The sequence below is a fragment of the Pedobacter africanus genome, assembly GCF_900176535.1.
Classification (GTDB): domain Bacteria; phylum Bacteroidota; class Bacteroidia; order Sphingobacteriales; family Sphingobacteriaceae; genus Pedobacter; species Pedobacter africanus.
Genome location: NZ_FWXT01000001.1, coordinates 2,861,436 through 2,878,100, shown reverse-complemented (window position 1 = coordinate 2,878,100; position 16,665 = coordinate 2,861,436). Strand labels below are relative to the sequence as shown.

The 16,665-nt window shown below is 43.4% G+C and carries 13 protein-coding genes; 9 read left to right on the top strand and 4 right to left on the bottom strand.

Annotated features, from left to right (window positions below; genetic code table 11):
• Positions 1-8: 8 nt before the first annotated feature.
• From B9A91_RS12045 to B9A91_RS12035, 3 genes are read left to right on the top strand one after another with little or no spacing between them, the layout of a single operon-like run.
• Positions 9-2,171: a right-handed parallel beta-helix repeat-containing protein gene (locus tag B9A91_RS12045; RefSeq protein WP_084238810.1), complete on the top strand. Its 2,163-nt coding sequence runs from the start codon at positions 9-11 to the stop codon at positions 2,169-2,171.
• Entirely contained in the window at positions 2,168-2,803 is a 636-nt protein-coding gene (locus B9A91_RS12040; RefSeq protein WP_084238808.1) for a carbohydrate-binding family 9-like protein, read from the top strand. Before B9A91_RS12045 ends, B9A91_RS12040 begins: the two co-directional genes overlap by 4 nt.
• 36 nt (positions 2,804-2,839) lie before the next feature.
• Positions 2,840-3,748 carry a class I SAM-dependent methyltransferase gene (locus B9A91_RS12035; protein ID WP_084238805.1) on the top strand — a complete coding sequence of 303 codons (909 nt, stop codon included), beginning with the start codon at positions 2,840-2,842 and terminating at the stop codon, positions 3,746-3,748.
• 21 nt (positions 3,749-3,769) lie between these two features.
• On the opposite strand, the gene B9A91_RS12030 is transcribed toward B9A91_RS12035, so the two are convergent.
• Positions 3,770-4,846, bottom strand: a complete 1,077-nt coding sequence (locus B9A91_RS12030; protein WP_084238803.1) for a substrate-binding domain-containing protein — start codon at positions 4,844-4,846, stop codon at positions 3,770-3,772.
• Positions 4,847-5,195: 349 nt separating this feature from the next.
• Here B9A91_RS12030 and B9A91_RS12025 point away from each other — a divergent pair, with 349 nt between their 5' ends.
• From B9A91_RS12025 to purD, 6 genes are all read left to right on the top strand, one after another.
• A complete protein-coding gene (locus B9A91_RS12025; RefSeq protein WP_084238801.1) occupies positions 5,196-8,336 on the top strand; it encodes a DUF5107 domain-containing protein in 3,141 nt (1,046 codons plus the stop codon).
• Between the two features lie 24 nt (positions 8,337-8,360).
• The gene (locus tag B9A91_RS12020; protein WP_084238799.1) at positions 8,361-9,263 is read left to right on the top strand and encodes a phytanoyl-CoA dioxygenase family protein; all 903 of its coding nucleotides are present in this window, start codon (positions 8,361-8,363) and stop codon (positions 9,261-9,263) included.
• Position 9,264: 1 nt separating this feature from the next.
• Positions 9,265-10,077: a sugar phosphate isomerase/epimerase family protein gene (locus B9A91_RS12015; protein WP_084238797.1), complete on the top strand. Its 813-nt coding sequence runs from the start codon at positions 9,265-9,267 to the stop codon at positions 10,075-10,077.
• The gene (locus tag B9A91_RS12010) at positions 10,067-11,344 is read left to right on the top strand and encodes a sugar MFS transporter (protein ID WP_084238795.1); all 1,278 of its coding nucleotides are present in this window, start codon (positions 10,067-10,069) and stop codon (positions 11,342-11,344) included. Before B9A91_RS12015 ends, B9A91_RS12010 begins: the two co-directional genes overlap by 11 nt.
• A 35-nt stretch (positions 11,345-11,379) precedes the next feature.
• A complete protein-coding gene (locus B9A91_RS12005; protein ID WP_084238793.1) occupies positions 11,380-13,068 on the top strand; it encodes a sodium/sugar symporter in 1,689 nt (562 codons plus the stop codon).
• A gap of 79 nt (positions 13,069-13,147) precedes the next feature.
• The gene (gene purD, locus B9A91_RS12000; protein WP_084239692.1) at positions 13,148-14,422 is read left to right on the top strand and encodes a phosphoribosylamine--glycine ligase; all 1,275 of its coding nucleotides are present in this window, start codon (positions 13,148-13,150) and stop codon (positions 14,420-14,422) included.
• 73 nt (positions 14,423-14,495) lie between these two features.
• Here the strand turns inward: purD and B9A91_RS11995 are convergent, their stop codons facing one another.
• The 3 genes from B9A91_RS11995 to B9A91_RS11985 form a co-directional block, all read right to left on the bottom strand.
• The gene (locus tag B9A91_RS11995; protein WP_144008907.1) at positions 14,496-14,723 is read right to left on the bottom strand and encodes a sigma factor-like helix-turn-helix DNA-binding protein; all 228 of its coding nucleotides are present in this window, start codon (positions 14,721-14,723) and stop codon (positions 14,496-14,498) included.
• 71 nt (positions 14,724-14,794) lie between these two features.
• Positions 14,795-15,289 carry a hypothetical protein gene (locus tag B9A91_RS11990; RefSeq protein WP_084238789.1) on the bottom strand — a complete coding sequence of 165 codons (495 nt, stop codon included), beginning with the start codon at positions 15,287-15,289 and terminating at the stop codon, positions 14,795-14,797.
• A 171-nt stretch (positions 15,290-15,460) separates the two neighbouring features.
• Positions 15,461-16,606, bottom strand: coding sequence for a TlpA disulfide reductase family protein (locus B9A91_RS11985; RefSeq protein WP_084238787.1), 1,146 nt, complete (start codon positions 16,604-16,606; stop codon positions 15,461-15,463).
• Positions 16,607-16,665 lie beyond the last annotated feature (59 nt).

Below are 16,665 nucleotides of genomic sequence, written 5' to 3'. Positions count from 1 at the left end.
AAGAGCTTATGATTGTTACTGGCATAAAAAGGCGGCTTGCAGGCTTGCTGCTGTTAAATATAGGCATACTGCCAATCTATGCACAACAAGCCTATAAAATATATGTTTCGCCAACAGGGAAGAAAACAGGCAGTGGAGAAATTAAAGCTCCGCTGGCTACTATAGAACAGGCATTAAAACTGGCCAATATCCGTAGCGGAAAAACAAAAAAGCCTATAGAGATTATATTACGTGGTGGGGTATACCCCATTTCCAGCACCCTGGAGATTGTGCAGCACAAAACCTGGAATTCATCAGTTCCGTTAACCATTAAAGCCTGGAATAATGAAAAACCTATTTTACATGGAGGGAAGATCATTCCTCAAAAACTGATTAAACCGGTTAGCGATCCGTCATACCTGGAGCGCTTTTTACCGGAATTCAGAGACAGGATCAGACAGGTAAACTTAAAGGAAGCAGGTATTAAAAACACCGGAAAATTACGAATGACGGGCTTCACCAGACCCTTTGCCCCCGCAGCACTAGAGATTTTCACAAATGACGAACCGGGCAGAATAGCCCGATGGCCAAATAAAGGCACTGTGCCCATCCACATGGTATTGGATACAGGATCAATACCAAGATGGGGGGATTCAACCAACCGCGGAGGAACATTTACCTATAAAGACATCAACCGTCCTTCCAGATGGAAAGAACCCCATAACGCTTGGATTGCAGGCTTTTTTATGTGGGGTTACGCTGATGATGCGGTCCCGCTGAAAGGCATTGACACAGTTAAAAAGGCCATTACCACCCTCAAACCACATTCTTATGGATTTGGCAGTGGAAAACCATGGCGGGCCTGGCAAGCTTACAATCTACCCGAAGAAATTGACGAACCGGGAGAGTACTATGTAGATACGGATAGCCGAATGCTCTATTTTTTGCCACCGGATAATTTAAGCAAGCTCGAGCTATCTGAACTGGAAACACCACTGCTTGCGATAGACGATGTACGTAATGTAACGATAAAGAACTTAAACTTTACGTGTAGCAGGGGCATAGGCATTACTATGGAAAGAACCGAAAAAGTACTGATAGATGGCTGCAAGTTTACCAACCTTGGCATGGTTGCCATTTTTATGGGGAAGGGCGTAGAAGCAGAATCAGACAGTCTGAGTGTATTTGCGGTACAGCCCAAATCAAGAACTATAGGCAGCCTGGTCCAATACGTTTACGATCATACTACTTTTGATCGCGAAGCAGGGAAAAACAATGGTATTGTGAACTGCGAGGTGTACAATACCGGCTCTGGAGGCTTTCTGATTAGTGGGGGCAACAGACTGACGCTTGAGCCGGGAAACAATTACATCAAAAACTGCAGCATACACGACTTTAACCGCATCGAAAGATCATACCGCCCGGGTATCTGGATTACAGGAGTGGGCAACCGCATTTCCAATTGCGATATCTACAATGCTCCTTCTTCAGGAGTAATGCTGCATGGCAACAACCACCTGATAGAATACAACAACTTTCATCACCTGGTTATGGATTCAGATGACATGGGCGCCTTATATTTCGGCCGAAATCCCTCAGAACAGGGACAGATTGTACGCTATAACTATTTTCACCACATAGGTGGGGACCACAAAACCATGGCTGTTTATCATGACGACGGGGCCTGCGGGATGGAAGTGTACGACAATGTTTTTTACAAGGCCGGAACAGTGGCCGGCTTTGTTGGTGGAGGCAGGGACAATCCCTACCACAATAACATTTTTATTGAGACGAAATATGCCGGACATATAGACGACCGTCTGAAACACTGGGCAAAAGCCATGCTGGCAAAGGATGGCACTTTTCAAAAGAGACTGGAAGCTGTGAACTATAAAAAGCCACCATATGCTACCCGCTACCCCTGGTTGTCAAAGTATTTTGAAGACAATCCCGAAATTCCGAAACGGGACACTTTTTCAAGAAATGTATTGGTAAAAATGCTGAACCGTGTTGAAGGAAAGCAGGAATGGCTGCCTTTTACAGACAGCAATTATGAAACCAACGAAGATCCGGGCTTTGAAAATTATGCAGCAGAAAACTTTAAGCTCAGGCCAGATGCAATAATCTGGAGAAAGATTCCCGGGTTCAGAAATATCCCATTTGAAAAAATAGGCTACAAAAAAGTAAAATGACAGTTTGGGCCCCATCCCTTCAAAACATAAACAGCAGATCAGACCTCACAAAAGTTTCTGATCTGCTAAACGGGTTAAAGCGGCATCCTATTGCGATTTCGCCCTGGAAAGGGTATACAGCACCGGTAACCGCTACTTTTTCAATTGCGCATGGACAGGACTGCATTCTACTCAAATACTTTGTAAGTGAGCCTTTTAGTATCCCGCTTTATCATAAAATCAATGACCCGGTTTATAAAGATAGTTGCGTGGAGTTTTTCATAGGTTTTAACCAGGAGCCCAAATATTACAATTTCGAATTCAACAATGAAGGCACAGGATTGATGGGCTTTGGTACGAAAAATGAAAGGGCATATCTTGCTGAGGCAGTGGTCAGGCAAATTAAATACAGCCGCTCATTTAAAAATGCACAAAGCGAAAACCTGGCTTGCTGGGAGCTTGCCCTTGTCATACCTTTTACAGTATTCTGTTTTCATCAGATTAATGCAGTTAGCAGCATCTTGTGCAAAGGCAATTTTTTTAAGTGCGGAGATGACCTTCCCCAGCCCCATTACCTGGTCTGGAATAACATTCATTCCCCCAAGCCTGATTTTCATCAGCCTGAGTTTTTTGGAACAATTGATTTCGGATAATGGCAGTTTTTTTATAACCTTGCTAAAAAAAAGCAGATGTTTCAAGAAGATAGCTACAATAAACACGGAAACTGGTACAATAACCTTTTTCCTACAGAGGAATCCAAAAAAGCTTTTTTTAAAAAATTTAAGGACGCAGGTGAAAATACGATTAACAACTGGCTGCAGAACATTATCTTTTCCTGCCTGGATCCACTGCTGAAAAAACCGGACACATCCTGGCTAACCGTAGGTGATGCCTATGGAATGGACGCAAATTATATCCTTTCGAAAGGAAACGGCAGTACTGCACATGCTACCGATCTAAACAGCGATTTCCTAAACGTATCCCATCAGGAAGGGTTTATACAGAGTTTTTCTGCAGAAAATGCGGAAAAGCTTTCTTTTGACGACAATAGTTTCGATTACGTTTTGTGTAAGGAAACCTACCACCATTTTCCCCGTCCCTTTATGGCGGTATATGAAATGCTCCGGGTAGCTAGAAAAGGCGTGATGATCATTGAACCTCAGGACCCGGTAATCAAAATGCCGATCCTGCTGTTTGTGACAAACCTCCTTTCTGCCATTAGCGACAAGCTTGTGCAGAAAGTCTGGAAAAACCGCTTTTCCTACGAGCCCGTAGGAAACTTCGTGTACAAAGTTTCTGAGCGGGAATTTGAGAAGCTGGCGGCAGGAATAAATCTACGTCTGATTGCCTTTAAAAGGATCAACAGCAATTTCTATTATAAGGGGGCAGAAACTGCTCTGGCCACCAACAGTAACTTCAGCTTTTTAAAACTAAAGCTAAAGAAAGGAATATTTGACCTGATGGTGAGCCTCAGGTTATGCTGCAGCCAGGTGCTGACCAGTATAATTTTCAAAGAAGTACCAAACGAACAGGAACTTCAGCAATTAAAAGCTGCTGGTTATCATCTTGTACAGATACCAGTTAACCCCTACTTATAAGACAGGCATACCACACTGGCCTCAAAACCGGTTGTAAAGTAAAGAATCATCGATATAATAATTCAGGTTTTCTTTGGTCACAATATCCAGGGGAAGGAATTTTATGGCCGAAATCTCTTTTTTAAAGACCAAATGATCGACCAACTGATTGATACCCCAATAGCCCTGTCCAAGTGGGTTCTGATTGATCAGAAAACTGATAGATCCCTTATTCAGGTGATGCAGGTTTTGTGGGATCAAGTCGTACCCAATGATACGGATGTGGCTGATAAATTTCTGTTCAAAATACCTCGCAATTTCAAAGGCCTTGGAAGTAGTCACAAAACAAAACTGTAATTGCGGATTGCTCTCAAATATGGCATCCAGCTGTTCAACAAACAGGGCATAGTTGCGGAGGTTCAGTTCAGCCTTGATGATCTCATATTGATGGCTCAGGTTATTTTGGAGGAAATAATTCCTCAAGCCCTGTTCTTTCTTTGTAAGGTGAGCAGAATTACTGATCTCTTCATCTATATGGGCAATGAGTACAGATGGGGGATTTGGCTGTCCATAATGGATCAGCTTCCCGGCAACCTGCCCGCTTTGATAGGAATCCTGTCCGATATAGCTTAAAGGATCAAATTCTGCGATCTGGGTATTGAACAATACAAAAGGGATTTCCTTTGCCTTCCAAGCCTCAAAAAAAGGAAGTACCTCACGGTAAAACATCGGCGCCAGCAATATTCCGTCCGGATTGCTTCGGCTCGCTTCTTCTGCCTTTTTAATAAACGAACCCGGATCATATGGATTGAACATAAACAAGGTTACCTTAACTCCATACTGCCTGGCTTCTTTAGCAGCCTTTTGGATTCCCGATTTGGGGTCAAGCCAATAGGCATCATACTTCGGATCGCCTATCAAAGCTGCAAAATGATACTCCTTTTTAGTCCCAAGCGCTCGGGCCATAAAATTAGGCTCGTAGTTCATCTCTTCAATGATCTTAAGGATCCTTTCCTTTACCTTTTCCGAAACATTCCCCCGGTCGTGCAATACCCGGTCGACAGTACCTGCAGATACTTTTGCTTTGACAGCAATATCCTTAATACGGATGTTTTTCATCTCCTGTTTATTTTTGTAGTATTTAGTTTAAGCGTTCCATATTTTAAAGCAATACATTTCAACGGCCTTCCCGGCTTTATCACATCAAAAAATTTAACAAATGTATTTATTTAGTTTGGAAGATAAACATAAATAGACGCTATCCTGATGTTCTTTATAATGCTGAAATATTAAAATGTATGCGTATTACAAATAAAATACATTTTATCCATTATTTCAACAAATAAGTTAGTGTGTGCGCACACATTTTTTTGCTTGTCAGCTTGTTTCTTAATTTATTGTTCCCTAAGTTTGATTATATAAATACATTGGGCCTGACTATCTGTTGCGGCTCAGTTCATGAGATCGAATGAAATACATCAACACTATAGAAAAAGCCAGTATCAAAAAGGAACTTGTTTCACTTAAAACCTATCCTTATTCAGATCCCAGCCCTATCCCTGAATTTGGCCGCCTATATCCTTACAATAGGTTTGATGGATATACCAATAAAAGTTACGATAAGGATTGGGAGATGATTGTAATGGAGAATGAGCACATCAAGATCTGGATCAATCCTGCCGTGGGCGGCAAAATATGGGGTGCTATAGAGAAGTCGACAGCCGAAGAATTTATTTACTTTAACCATACCGTAAAATTCAGGGACGTTGCCATGAGGGGGCCCTGGACATCGGGCGGTATGGAAATAAATATGGGCATCATTGGCCATACGCCCTCCTGTTCAGCACCGGTCGACTATAAAATGATAGAAAACGAGGATGGCAGTGTAAGCTGTTTCATTGGGGCTACCGATTGGCCTTCACGCACCGAATGGCGCGTTGAGATCAATCTGCCCAAAGATACGGCCTACTTCAGTACCAAAAGCTGGTGGCACAACAACAGCTGCATGCCGCAGTCTTACTATCAATGGAACAACGTGGGTATAAAAACTTCAGGGAACCTGGAATACGTTTACCCGGGACAGCAGCGCTTGGGTCATGATGGAACAGCACTAAACTGGCCTGAAGATGAGGAGAACCGGAAAATATCTTTCTACAATCAAAATGACTACGGAGAATACAAGTCGTATCATGTTTTTGGAGCCTACAGCGATTTCTGGGGCTGTTACTGGCATGACCAGCAATTTGGCATGGGACATTCAGCCGCTTACGATGAAAAACCAGGAAAAAAAATATGGATATGGGGCCTTTCGCGTTACGGAATGATTTGGGAAGATTTGCTAACGGATACCGATGGGCAATATACCGAAGTTCAAAGCGGACGCCTTTTTAATCAAAGTGTTGCTGCAAGTTCCAAAACCCCTTTTAAACACCGCTCCTTTTTACCCTATACCTACGATACCTGGGAAGAGCACTGGTTTCCTGTAAAAAATACAGGCGGGCTGACTTATGGGAACCGGCAACTTTCCTTTTACATTAGTTCGCAGAATGGCCGGAATAAAATTAACATTTGCGCCAACAAACCTTTGTCACAAACTTTTAGGGTTTTACATTACCAAAAGGAGATTTTAGCAGAAAAAATTGATTTGAGGGCAATGGAAAACTGCAGTTTTACACTCCCCTTTGCTATGCAGGAAAAAGAGGTACAGGTTTTCCTGGATCAAACCATGATCTACAACGGTCTGGAACAACATACTGCATTGAAACGTCCAACAAAAACAAATCCTGCATACGATTCAGAATCTGTACAGGCCTGTTGCATACAGGCTAAAGAGTGGGAACGGCAACGTTTTTTCGATCGCGCTATAGATCAATACCTGCTTTGTCTGCAGCAAGATCCCTTTTTTATGGAAGCCCTCAGCGGACTTGCTGGCTTATATTTTAGGCAAATGAAATATGAAGAAGCACTCCATCTTATCATTGACGTCCTATCTGTAGACACCTATCATCCTGAAGCAAACTATCTCTATGGACTACTGAACGACCGTCTGCAAAATATGGCCGATGCCAAAGATGGCTTTTCAATTGCCAGTCAATCCCTAGAATTCAGGGCTGCAGCTTTTATTGAACTGGCCAAAATAAATATCCGCGAGGGGCAGGTCGATAAGGCCTACGATTATGTTAAAAAAGCACAGCAGTACGGTCCCGGTAACCTGCAAGCTTTATATTTAAGCATAATTGTGCACAAACTAAAGGGAACCAATGAAGAAGCGATGCGCCTGATCAAAGAATTACTGATCAGCGATCCCCTCAATTACCTGGCAAAGTATGAACTGGCACAGGCAAAACAATTGCCAGTAAACAGGCTTACTGAAAGCGAAATGCCTTACGAAACCTATATCGAGCTCGCAGCTTTCTACTACAACTTAAATCTTCATCAGGATGCACTTCAAATTCTTGATGCCGCTCCGGATTACGCAATGGTACATCTTTGGAAAGCCTATCTTTATTCTGTTTCAGGTGCAGTTAAAAAGATAAAGCCGACCTTAGATCTGGCTGCATCCTCAAGCCCTGAGTTTGTTTTCCCTCACCGTGAAGAAGATGTAAATGTATTGTATTGGGCAGTAGCTAAACAGGAAGAATGGAAATTTAAATATTACCTGGCCATGGCCTACATTCAAAACCTTCGGAAAGACGAAGCGCTTTCGTTGTTAAACAGCTGTCGGCAGCTGCCGGATTTTTATCCGTTCTATATAGTAAGGGCAAATTTAAAAAAGGAGCTTGAACAGGAAGGATGCCTCCAGGACCTGAAACAGGCTTTTGCGCTGGCGCCCAATGAATGGCGAACCATATTAGGCTTGTCTAAATATCACGCTGAAAATGAGAATTGGAACCTGGCACTTCAGGTGACAAAAAAAGGGTACAAACAACACCCCGATAATTACTATCTGGGCTTAAAACTGGCCAGATGCTTTATGTATACCCAAAACCTGGAACAAGGTATTGCACTGATGGCCAACATGACCGTACTTCCTAATGAAGGCGCTTCCGAGGGGAGGAACAGCTGGCGGGAAACCCACCTCCTGGCGGCAATGAAAGGAATAATAACAGGCGATCGGGAAAAGGCAATAGCGCATATTGGCCTGGCCAGAACATGGCCCGAAAATATGGGTATCGGCAAACCCCATCATGTGGATGAGCGCCTTGAAGATTATATGGAACTCATTTGCATGGAACAAGGCAACATTTCAGAAAGGCGGGCACTAACCCGTAAAATAGTGGATTATAGAAAACACTATCAACATAGCCCGTACGGATCTACAGATTTTCTAAGTATATTGCTGTTGAAGCAATCGGGAGATACGGCTGAAGCCGGCAAGATTTTGGCCGACTGGCTCAAGGCAGACCCACTGGCGCTGCCATTAAAATGGTGCCAGGCTTTTTTTAAGGGTGTGCAACACGAGATTGAGGCTATATCCAAACTAAGAATTGTCCGTAAAGAAGTTTTACCCTACGAACTTCCCTTTGAAGACAGGTCGTTTCGGTTCATCAAACAACTGTATACTAATGGCCTGCTGAATAAGCAGGAACATTTAGCGATAACTACTTAATAAATTGGATTAAAATTAGAAAAGATGAATACAAATCAACTTAAAGATCTTTCTGAATACCACCAGCTGGTATCAGACTTTTTCAAATGGCCAGCCAATAAAAATGAATGGGAACAATACCGCCTCAACGACGAGCAGGTCAGGTTTTTTAAAGAAAATGGCTACCTGAGCGATATAAAGTTTTTGGAAGAGTGGCAGGTAGATCAGTTAAATGAGGACCTGGTACGGATCTCAGACCCTAACCTTCCGGATCATACCTTATTTCATCAGTTCTTTTCAAATGCTTCAACTGATCCGGAGTCGGTTTTGTTTCATGCACTTGGAGCCTGGCGAATAACACCAGCTTTTCACGACATTTTATGGAACCCGGCCTTTGTAATGGCCGCCAGTCAGTTACTGGGCGATAGCGCTGTACGTTTCTGGCACGATCAGCTATTCTGTAAGCCGGCAAAACACGGTGGTGTTGTGGCCTGGCACCAGGATTATTCTTACTGGACACGCACAGTGCCTCTTCAGCACCTAACCTGCTGGGTAGCATTGGATGACGCCACCACAGAAAACGGCTGCATGTATTATGTACCGAAGAGTCATAAGTGGGGTTTACTGGATAAACCGGAATTGGCAGGCGAAATGGAGGGACTGATGTCGTTTTTGACGGAAGAACAAAAAGCAGCATTTAAACCAATACCTATGGAACTAAAAAAAGGTTATGGGACTTTCCATCATCCTTTATTGGTACATGGCTCGTATGAGAATAAATCCGAACGATCGAGAAGGGCATTTGTGCTAAATATGTTTGCAGATGGTACGATTTCCGATACGGAAAAAGAACTAATGCCTGGCACTCCTGCCATCCCTAAAGGAGAAAAAATAAGCGGACAATTTTTCCCCTTACTGATAGACCCAAAAAAAGAGCTGGCGCTTTAGCATGGAAAAACTGTTTTTCTGTACACACTGGGGCAGCGAGCAGCTGGAATGGGCCGTTTTCTTAAGGAAGGTAAAAGCAGCGGGTTACGATGGCCTGGAGGTCAGCCTCCCGGCAGACCCGGCTGTACAAAAAAAAATGATACGCGCCCTTGACGATCTGGATTTAAAACTAATCGCCGTGCACTGGGATACGGTAAGTCCTGATTTTAAGGTGCACCGGCAGGAAATGGAATCCAGACTGCTGGCAATTGCCCAAACCAAACCGCTGTTTATTACTTCCCATACCGGAAAAGATCACTTTAGTTTTGAGCAGAATATAGCCCTTTTATCACTGGCAAAAGAGATCAGCGAAAAGACCGGCGTGCCAATTGTCCATGAAACACATCGGGGGAAATTCAGCTTTGCTGCACATACCACACACGCCTACCTGGAAAAGCTGCCCTGGCTGCAATTAACACTCGACATTTCACATTGGTTTGCAGTTGCAGAAAGCTATCTGGAAGATCAGGCATTTGCGGTTGACCTGGCACTGTCCAGAACAGCACACATTCATTCCCGTATTGGTTTCACCCAGGGGCCACAGGTAGGTGATCCACGTGAGCCGGAATGGACAGAGGCCCTTGATCATCATCTAAAATGTTGGGACAAGGTGCTTGAGATGCAGGAAAAAAGAAAATCCAGTGTTTTTACCTTCACTTCGGAGTTCGGCCCTTACCCCTATATGGCTTCAAAAAGAGCTGATGCAGCTGCCCATCAGTGGGCGCTCAACAATTATATGAAAGACTTACTTAAAACCAGATATTATGCCACATGAGACCTTGACCATACCTGCGCCATCGAAGAATGTCCTTACCCGACAAATCATTACCATCGGGGCCTTCTTCTTCATTTTTGGCTTCATTACCTGGGTTAACGGGACGCTTATTCCTTATCTGAGGATTGCCTGCGAGTTGGAAGAATGGCAGGCTTACCTGGTTACTTTTGCTTTTTACATATCGTATACGGTTATGGCCATTCCCTCCAGCAAGATCCTGGAGAAAACTGGTATGGTTAAAGGAATGCGTTTAGGACTGATTATCATGGCAGTCGGCTGTGCTCTTTTTATTCCTGCTGCACAGATGCGCTATTACCCACTGTTTCTGTTGGGGCTATTTGTGGTTGGAACCGGCACAACTTTGCTGCAAACCGCTGTAAATCCTTACATCACTCTGCTCGGCCCACCAGAAAAGGCCGCGCAGCGTATTAACATTATGGGGATCTGCAATAAGTTCGCAGGTGTAATAGCCCCCCTTATCCTGGGTGCCATTATTCTAAAAAATTCGGATGGGCTGATTGCCGAACTGCAAAGCATGGGGAATGCTGAGCGGCAGGCACGGCTGGATAACCTCGCCCACGCAGTAATTATGCCTTATCTTGTACTTACGGCTATACTTTTGATTATTGCCTATATGATCAGGTTTGCACACCTGCCTGAAATTGAAAACCCTGTGGCCCCTGCAGGCAGAAACAACAGCCCCACTGAACAAGCAGCTGTGGTCAGAAAAAATTTTATACTGGGTTTTATTGCCATATTTTCGACTGTAGGATTAGAGGTGATTGCTGGAGATACCATTGGCAATTATGGCATTTATCATGGCTTATCCTTAAATATTGCCAAACACCTTACTTCTTATACACTGGCCAGTACCATGCTAGGGTATATGTTTGGGGTATTTGCCATTCCCAGGATCATTTCTCAGGAAAAAGCTTTCACTTATTCTAGTTGTCTAGGTATTTGCATATCGTTACTGGCGATATTTGTACCGGGTACTGCCTCCATTATCTTTATTGCCTTGCTAGGCCTGTCCAATGCATTGTTGTGGCCCGCCATATGGCCGCAAGCCCTTAAAGGCTTAAAGGGGAAATTGCTGAACCGCGGTTCAGCAATTCTGATCATGGGTGTGGCGGGCGGTGCCATTATGCCACTTGTTTATGGCGCTTTAGCTAAATACACCAATAATCAGTATGCCTACTTCATTCTAATACCCTGTTACCTTTTCAACTTATATTACAGCCTGAAAGGAACCAAACCCAGGCTTTAAAACGCTTTACCAATCCGAACCAAATAAACAATCTCATGAGCAAAAACCTGCTGGATACCAAAGATTATATTGTATTTTTTATCTACTTTATCATTGTAGCTGCTTATGGGCTCTACATCTATAACAAGAAAAAATCGGCATCCGCCGGGTCAAAAGATTATTTCCTGGCAGAAGGTTCATTAACCTGGTGGGCCATCGGGGCATCACTGATCGCCTCAAATATCTCGGCTGAGCAATTCATCGGAATGAGCGGTTCAGGTTTTAAAATGGGACTTGCCATTGCCACATACGAATGGATGGCAGCGGCAACCCTTATTGTTGTGGCGGTATTCTTTATCCCGGTGTACCTTAAAAACAGGATATTTACCATGCCCCAGTTTCTGCACCAGCGATACAACAGTACAGTAGCCATGATCATGGCAGTTTTCTGGCTGCTGCTTTATATCGTGGTCAATTTAACTTCAATTCTTTACCTGGGCGCCCTGGCAGTGAGCAGCATCTCTGGTTTTGATATAAACCTATGCATGTATGCCATCGCTGCATTCGCTATTATCATTACACTAGGTGGAATGAAGGTGATTGGATACACTGATGTAATCCAGGTATTCTTTCTTATACTTGGTGGACTGGCCACCACCTATCTTGCCTTAAACCTGGTTTCAGAACATTATGGTGCTGAGGGAATTTTACGGGGTTATGCTGTCATGACACAAAAAGCTTCAGAGCATTTCCATATGATCCTTAAACCCGACAACGAAAGCTATATAGATTTACCGGGCTTAACCGTATTGGCAGGTGGCATGTGGATTGTAAACCTGAATTATTGGGGATGCAATCAGTACATTACTCAAAGGGCTCTTGGCGCCGACCTGAATACAGCCCGGGGTGGTATTCAGGTCGGCGCCTTCCTGAAGTTGTTGATGCCTGTGATAGTAGTACTTCCAGGCATTGCCGCCTACGTACTATACAAAGACGGCGCATTTCAGACCGAGATGCTACAGGATGGAACCATTAACCCGGACAGGGCATATCCTGTACTTTTGAACCTATTGCCAGCCGGACTAAAAGGCCTATCCTTTGCAGCCCTGACCGCTGCAGTGGTGGCCTCACTGGCGGGTAAAGCGAATAGCATTGCTACCATTTTTACACTCGACATTTATCAAAAAGCCATTAAGAAGGAAGCTTCTGAGCGTAATCTGGTAATGGTAGGTAAAATTACCATTATTGTAGCCATGATATTGGGTGTAGTAATCGCCCCCCATCTTGGCATCGATAAAAAGGGAGGTTTCCAGTTTATCCAGGAATACACTGGATTTTTCTCCCCGGGTATTTTTGCAATGTTCATATTAGGTTTTTTCTGGAAGAAAACCACTTCAAACGCAGCCTTATTTGCTACGCTTGGTGGCTTTTCATTATCTGTATTGCTAAAGAAACTGCCGTTAATTATAGATCTGGAGTTTCTGCAAGCCTTTGGGTTTTCTAAACTGGTAAAACAGGAAAACGGCACCATGCTGTATGAAATTCCTTTTCTCGACAGAATGGGCTTTGTATTCCTGTTTTGTGCACTGGGCATGTACATCATCAGTACAATTGAAAATAAAAAGGGCGTAAGTCCAAAAGGACTGGAAGTAGATCCCAGCATGTTCAAAACAACACGGAGTTTTGCTGTCGGCGCGCTCATTATTATCGGAATATTGGTAGCACTCTATACAGTTTACTGGTAAGTTTAGGATTTGTTTGAGTTAGGCGGTATATTTGCCGGAGATGGGCGATCCATCAGATAAAACAACAAATCAAACGCGAATGAACATTTTACTATTAGGTTCCGGTGGCAGAGAAAGTGCTTTTGCCTGGAAGATCAGTCAATCTTCTCAATGCTCACAACTGTTTATCGCCCCGGGTAATGGCGGTACAAATGCTTACGGTAAAAATGCAAACATTAACCCCAATAACTTTGAAGCAGTAAAGGCTCTGGTACTTAAAGAAAATATTGCATTGGTTGTTGTAGGTCCTGAAGAACCCCTGGTAAATGGAATACACGATTTTTTTGTGAATGATGAAGAACTTGCAGGCATTCCGGTGATCGGCCCTAAAAAAGAAGGCGCCATTCTGGAAGGCAGCAAAGACTTTTCCAAGCAGTTTATGGCCCGCCATGGTATCCCTACCGCAGCCTCACGCTCTTTTACCAGTGAAACCCTGGAAGAAGGACTGGCCTATCTGCAATCGCACGCCCTTCCTATCGTTTTAAAAGCAGACGGACTGGCCGCAGGTAAAGGTGTTTTAATATTGGACAATACAGCCGAAGCTCAGGAAGAACTGAGACTGATGCTAAGTGGTAAGTTTGGAGATGCAGGAGCAACAGTTGTTGTAGAAGAGTTTTTAAATGGCATAGAGCTTTCTGTATTTGTGCTTACCGATGGTGAGAACTATGTAATTCTGCCGGAAGCGAAAGATTATAAACGCATCGGTCAAGGCGATACCGGCTTAAACACCGGTGGTATGGGTTCAGTATCTCCGGTACCTTTTGCCAGCAAAGCCTTTATGGATGAAGTAGAACGCGATGTCATTATCCCAACCATCAATGGCTTAAAGAAAGACAATATAGATTATACCGGCTTCATTTTCTTCGGATTGATCAAAGTAAACGAAAAACCCCTGGTTATAGAATACAACTGCCGTATGGGCGATCCGGAAACCGAAAGTGTAATCCCAAGAATTGAAAGTGATCTGGTAGAACTCTTCCTTGCTGCATCAAAAAAGAAACTAAAAGGCTTTAAACTGGAAATCAGCTCTAAAAATGCGGCAACAGTAATGATAGTTGCCGGCGGCTATCCAGGCGACTATGAAAAAGGCAAAACCATCAGCGGGATTGAGAATGTGCGGGACTCAAAGGTATTCCATGCCGGAACAGTCCTGGAGGGTGGTGTGGTAAAAACAAACGGGGGCCGTGTTTTGGCGATATCCAGTCTGCAGAACAGCCAGTTTGAAGCTCTACAATCTGCAACAGCTGATGCTGCACGCATTTATTTTGACGGCAAATACTTTAGGGAAGACATTGGGTTTGACCTTATTTCCTAAAAAACCGAATATATTTATTCCAAAATAAGAGAGGCCGGTGCCCCGGCCTCTTCTGTACATAGGTATTGTATATTTACAAATCATGCAGGGCAGTCCTGAAATGCCGGGCGAACATCCTGAGATTGATCCTTAACCTGCGTTTATTATTTCTAAGCCGTTCTTTAACCGTTTTCAGCGGCAAATTTAATGCTGCAGCAATTTCATGGTACTTATACCCTTCAAAATACTTGATAAAAACCGGACAGCATTCATTCTGCAATGGGATCTGCTGCGATTCTAGATTGGTTGTCTTTGTAGCCATAGAGGGTTCTGTTAATGTTTTCACATTACCTAACCCCTTGCTTTTCAGCAAAAAACATACCAATTATGGGCTTAATCGTATTTCAGCCCCGGGTAATTCATTAAGCGCCTCCATAAAGCAATCTGCCCGATACAATTGGCCTCCCTGTAAATTAAAAAGGTCACATATTCAAATAAGCTGAATTTCATTCCGGGCATTTCAATCATTTCGTTCAGGCGCTGATCTGTTACATTGATAAAAGCATCTCTCAATAATGGACTGATCTTTTTCCAGTCGTTAGTAAAAGTCTTCAGTGACGGATAAGTAACGTTGTCCTGAATCCCTTGATGATCTTTAAACAATTCATTTGCAGCTGGGCTCTGCTCTACTCCCAAAAGCTTAGCCATTTCAAATCTTTCCTGAACCAGGCTTCCGGTAAGCCAGGCCACATGATTGGCTTTGGTATCTAAACGGTTTTGGGCATCCTGATCGGAAATGCCATCCAAAGCCCTTATAAAGTAATCGGTATGCATGTCATAAAGTATGACCAGTGACTGCATTCTGCTGCTAGCTGTTTTCGTTTCCATCTTCTTTTGTTTTTATAATGAACAATTAAAGTTAGCCAGATGTTCAACAATAAAGCAGGGGCAGCGGCGCCATTTTAGGGGGCCAATTCCGACAAATAAAAAAGACCACTGAAGTGATGCACTCAGCGGTCTTTTTTTATCATAAGACACCAAATTACCTTATCATAAGGGTTATTTGGACTGTCCTGCGCCCAGAACTTCAGCAAGTTTTTTCTGTAGTTCCTCACCTCTTACATTCTTAGCAATGATCTTTCCTGAAGGATCAATCAGATAGTTTGCAGGGATACCACGCACACCATACATTTTGGAAGCAGCATTGTCCCATCCCTTAAGATCCGACACGTGTGTCCAGGTCAGGCCGTCTTTTTCAATTGCATTTAACCAATCCTGTTTTTTACCTGGATTGTCCAATGACACACCAAGTACGGTAAAGTTTTTGTCTTTATAAGCGTTATAAGCTTTTACCACATTCGGGTTTTCGCCACGGCAAGGACCGCACCATGAAGCCCAAAAATCAAGCAATACATATTTTCCGCGGAAATCAGACAATTTAACCGGCTTATCGTTTACATCATTTTGTGTAAAGTCCATCGCCAATTGTCCTACTCCTGTTTTTTTGGCAGCATCAATGGCCTGTGCAATGCTTTTACCAAGGTCTGTAGCCTTAACAGCAGCAGAGAACTTATTAAAGTCTGTTTCTGTTCCTTTCAGATCGCCATCAACATCCATAATGCTTCTGAAAGCCACAAGGCCCACATAAGAATCCAGGTTTGCCGCATAGAATTTTTTATTCAATTCAGCAGTTTCCTTCCTGATGGCCTCATCACGGCTCATTACCGTTTTCATGTAAGCCTCATCTTTACGCTGCTCAGGGGTTTTACCGTAGTACTCGGCCATCAAAGCGGCATTTTTTTCATTTACCGACTTGGTCATGGCCTTGTATTTGGCATTGTCCTCATTCACTTTTGAGCCCTTTATTGCAGCATGTTTTACTGAATCGGTAGCCGATACGATCTCCATAGCTTTAGGCTCCAGATAAAAAGTAAGTGCGTCTCCCGGAACACCACGTTTAACAGGCGCACTATCGTGCTTGATCCTGATGGAAGCCTGGCTTATGCCTTCTGTGGAGCCTGTAAATGCAAATTTACCCCCTTTAATGTCAACTGAATCTGTTACCGGAGTGGCTCTCGGGCCATACGTCAGGTAAGCTTTTGCGGGTGAACCCAGGTTGCCAACTTTACCGTTGATGGTAAATTTACCTTGTGCCATAACAGCGGCAGGCAACAAACAGGTTGCGATCAATACGATCTTTTTCATAATTTCAATAATAAGTTAAAGTTATTTGTAGTTCAAATTTACTCAATAGACTGAAATTA

Excerpts from the sequence above, each read along its gene's own strand:
- B9A91_RS12045 (WP_084238810.1), top strand. The coding sequence starts at position 9 with ATGATTGTTACTGGCATAAAAAGGCGGCTTGCAGGCTTGCTGCTGTTA.
- B9A91_RS12040 (WP_084238808.1), top strand. The coding sequence starts at position 2,168 with ATGACAGTTTGGGCCCCATCCCTTCAAAACATAAACAGCAGATCAGAC.
- B9A91_RS12035 (WP_084238805.1), top strand. The coding sequence starts at position 2,840 with ATGTTTCAAGAAGATAGCTACAATAAACACGGAAACTGGTACAATAAC.
- B9A91_RS12030 (WP_084238803.1), bottom strand. The coding sequence starts at position 4,846 with ATGAAAAACATCCGTATTAAGGATATTGCTGTCAAAGCAAAAGTATCT.
- B9A91_RS12025 (WP_084238801.1), top strand. The coding sequence starts at position 5,196 with ATGAAATACATCAACACTATAGAAAAAGCCAGTATCAAAAAGGAACTT.
- B9A91_RS12020 (WP_084238799.1), top strand. The coding sequence starts at position 8,361 with ATGAATACAAATCAACTTAAAGATCTTTCTGAATACCACCAGCTGGTA.
- B9A91_RS12015 (WP_084238797.1), top strand. The coding sequence starts at position 9,265 with ATGGAAAAACTGTTTTTCTGTACACACTGGGGCAGCGAGCAGCTGGAA.
- B9A91_RS12010 (WP_084238795.1), top strand. The coding sequence starts at position 10,067 with ATGCCACATGAGACCTTGACCATACCTGCGCCATCGAAGAATGTCCTT.
- B9A91_RS12005 (WP_084238793.1), top strand. The coding sequence starts at position 11,380 with ATGAGCAAAAACCTGCTGGATACCAAAGATTATATTGTATTTTTTATC.
- purD (WP_084239692.1), top strand. The coding sequence starts at position 13,148 with ATGAACATTTTACTATTAGGTTCCGGTGGCAGAGAAAGTGCTTTTGCC.
- B9A91_RS11995 (WP_144008907.1), bottom strand. The coding sequence starts at position 14,723 with ATGGCTACAAAGACAACCAATCTAGAATCGCAGCAGATCCCATTGCAG.
- B9A91_RS11990 (WP_084238789.1), bottom strand. The coding sequence starts at position 15,289 with ATGGAAACGAAAACAGCTAGCAGCAGAATGCAGTCACTGGTCATACTT.
- B9A91_RS11985 (WP_084238787.1), bottom strand. The coding sequence starts at position 16,606 with ATGAAAAAGATCGTATTGATCGCAACCTGTTTGTTGCCTGCCGCTGTT.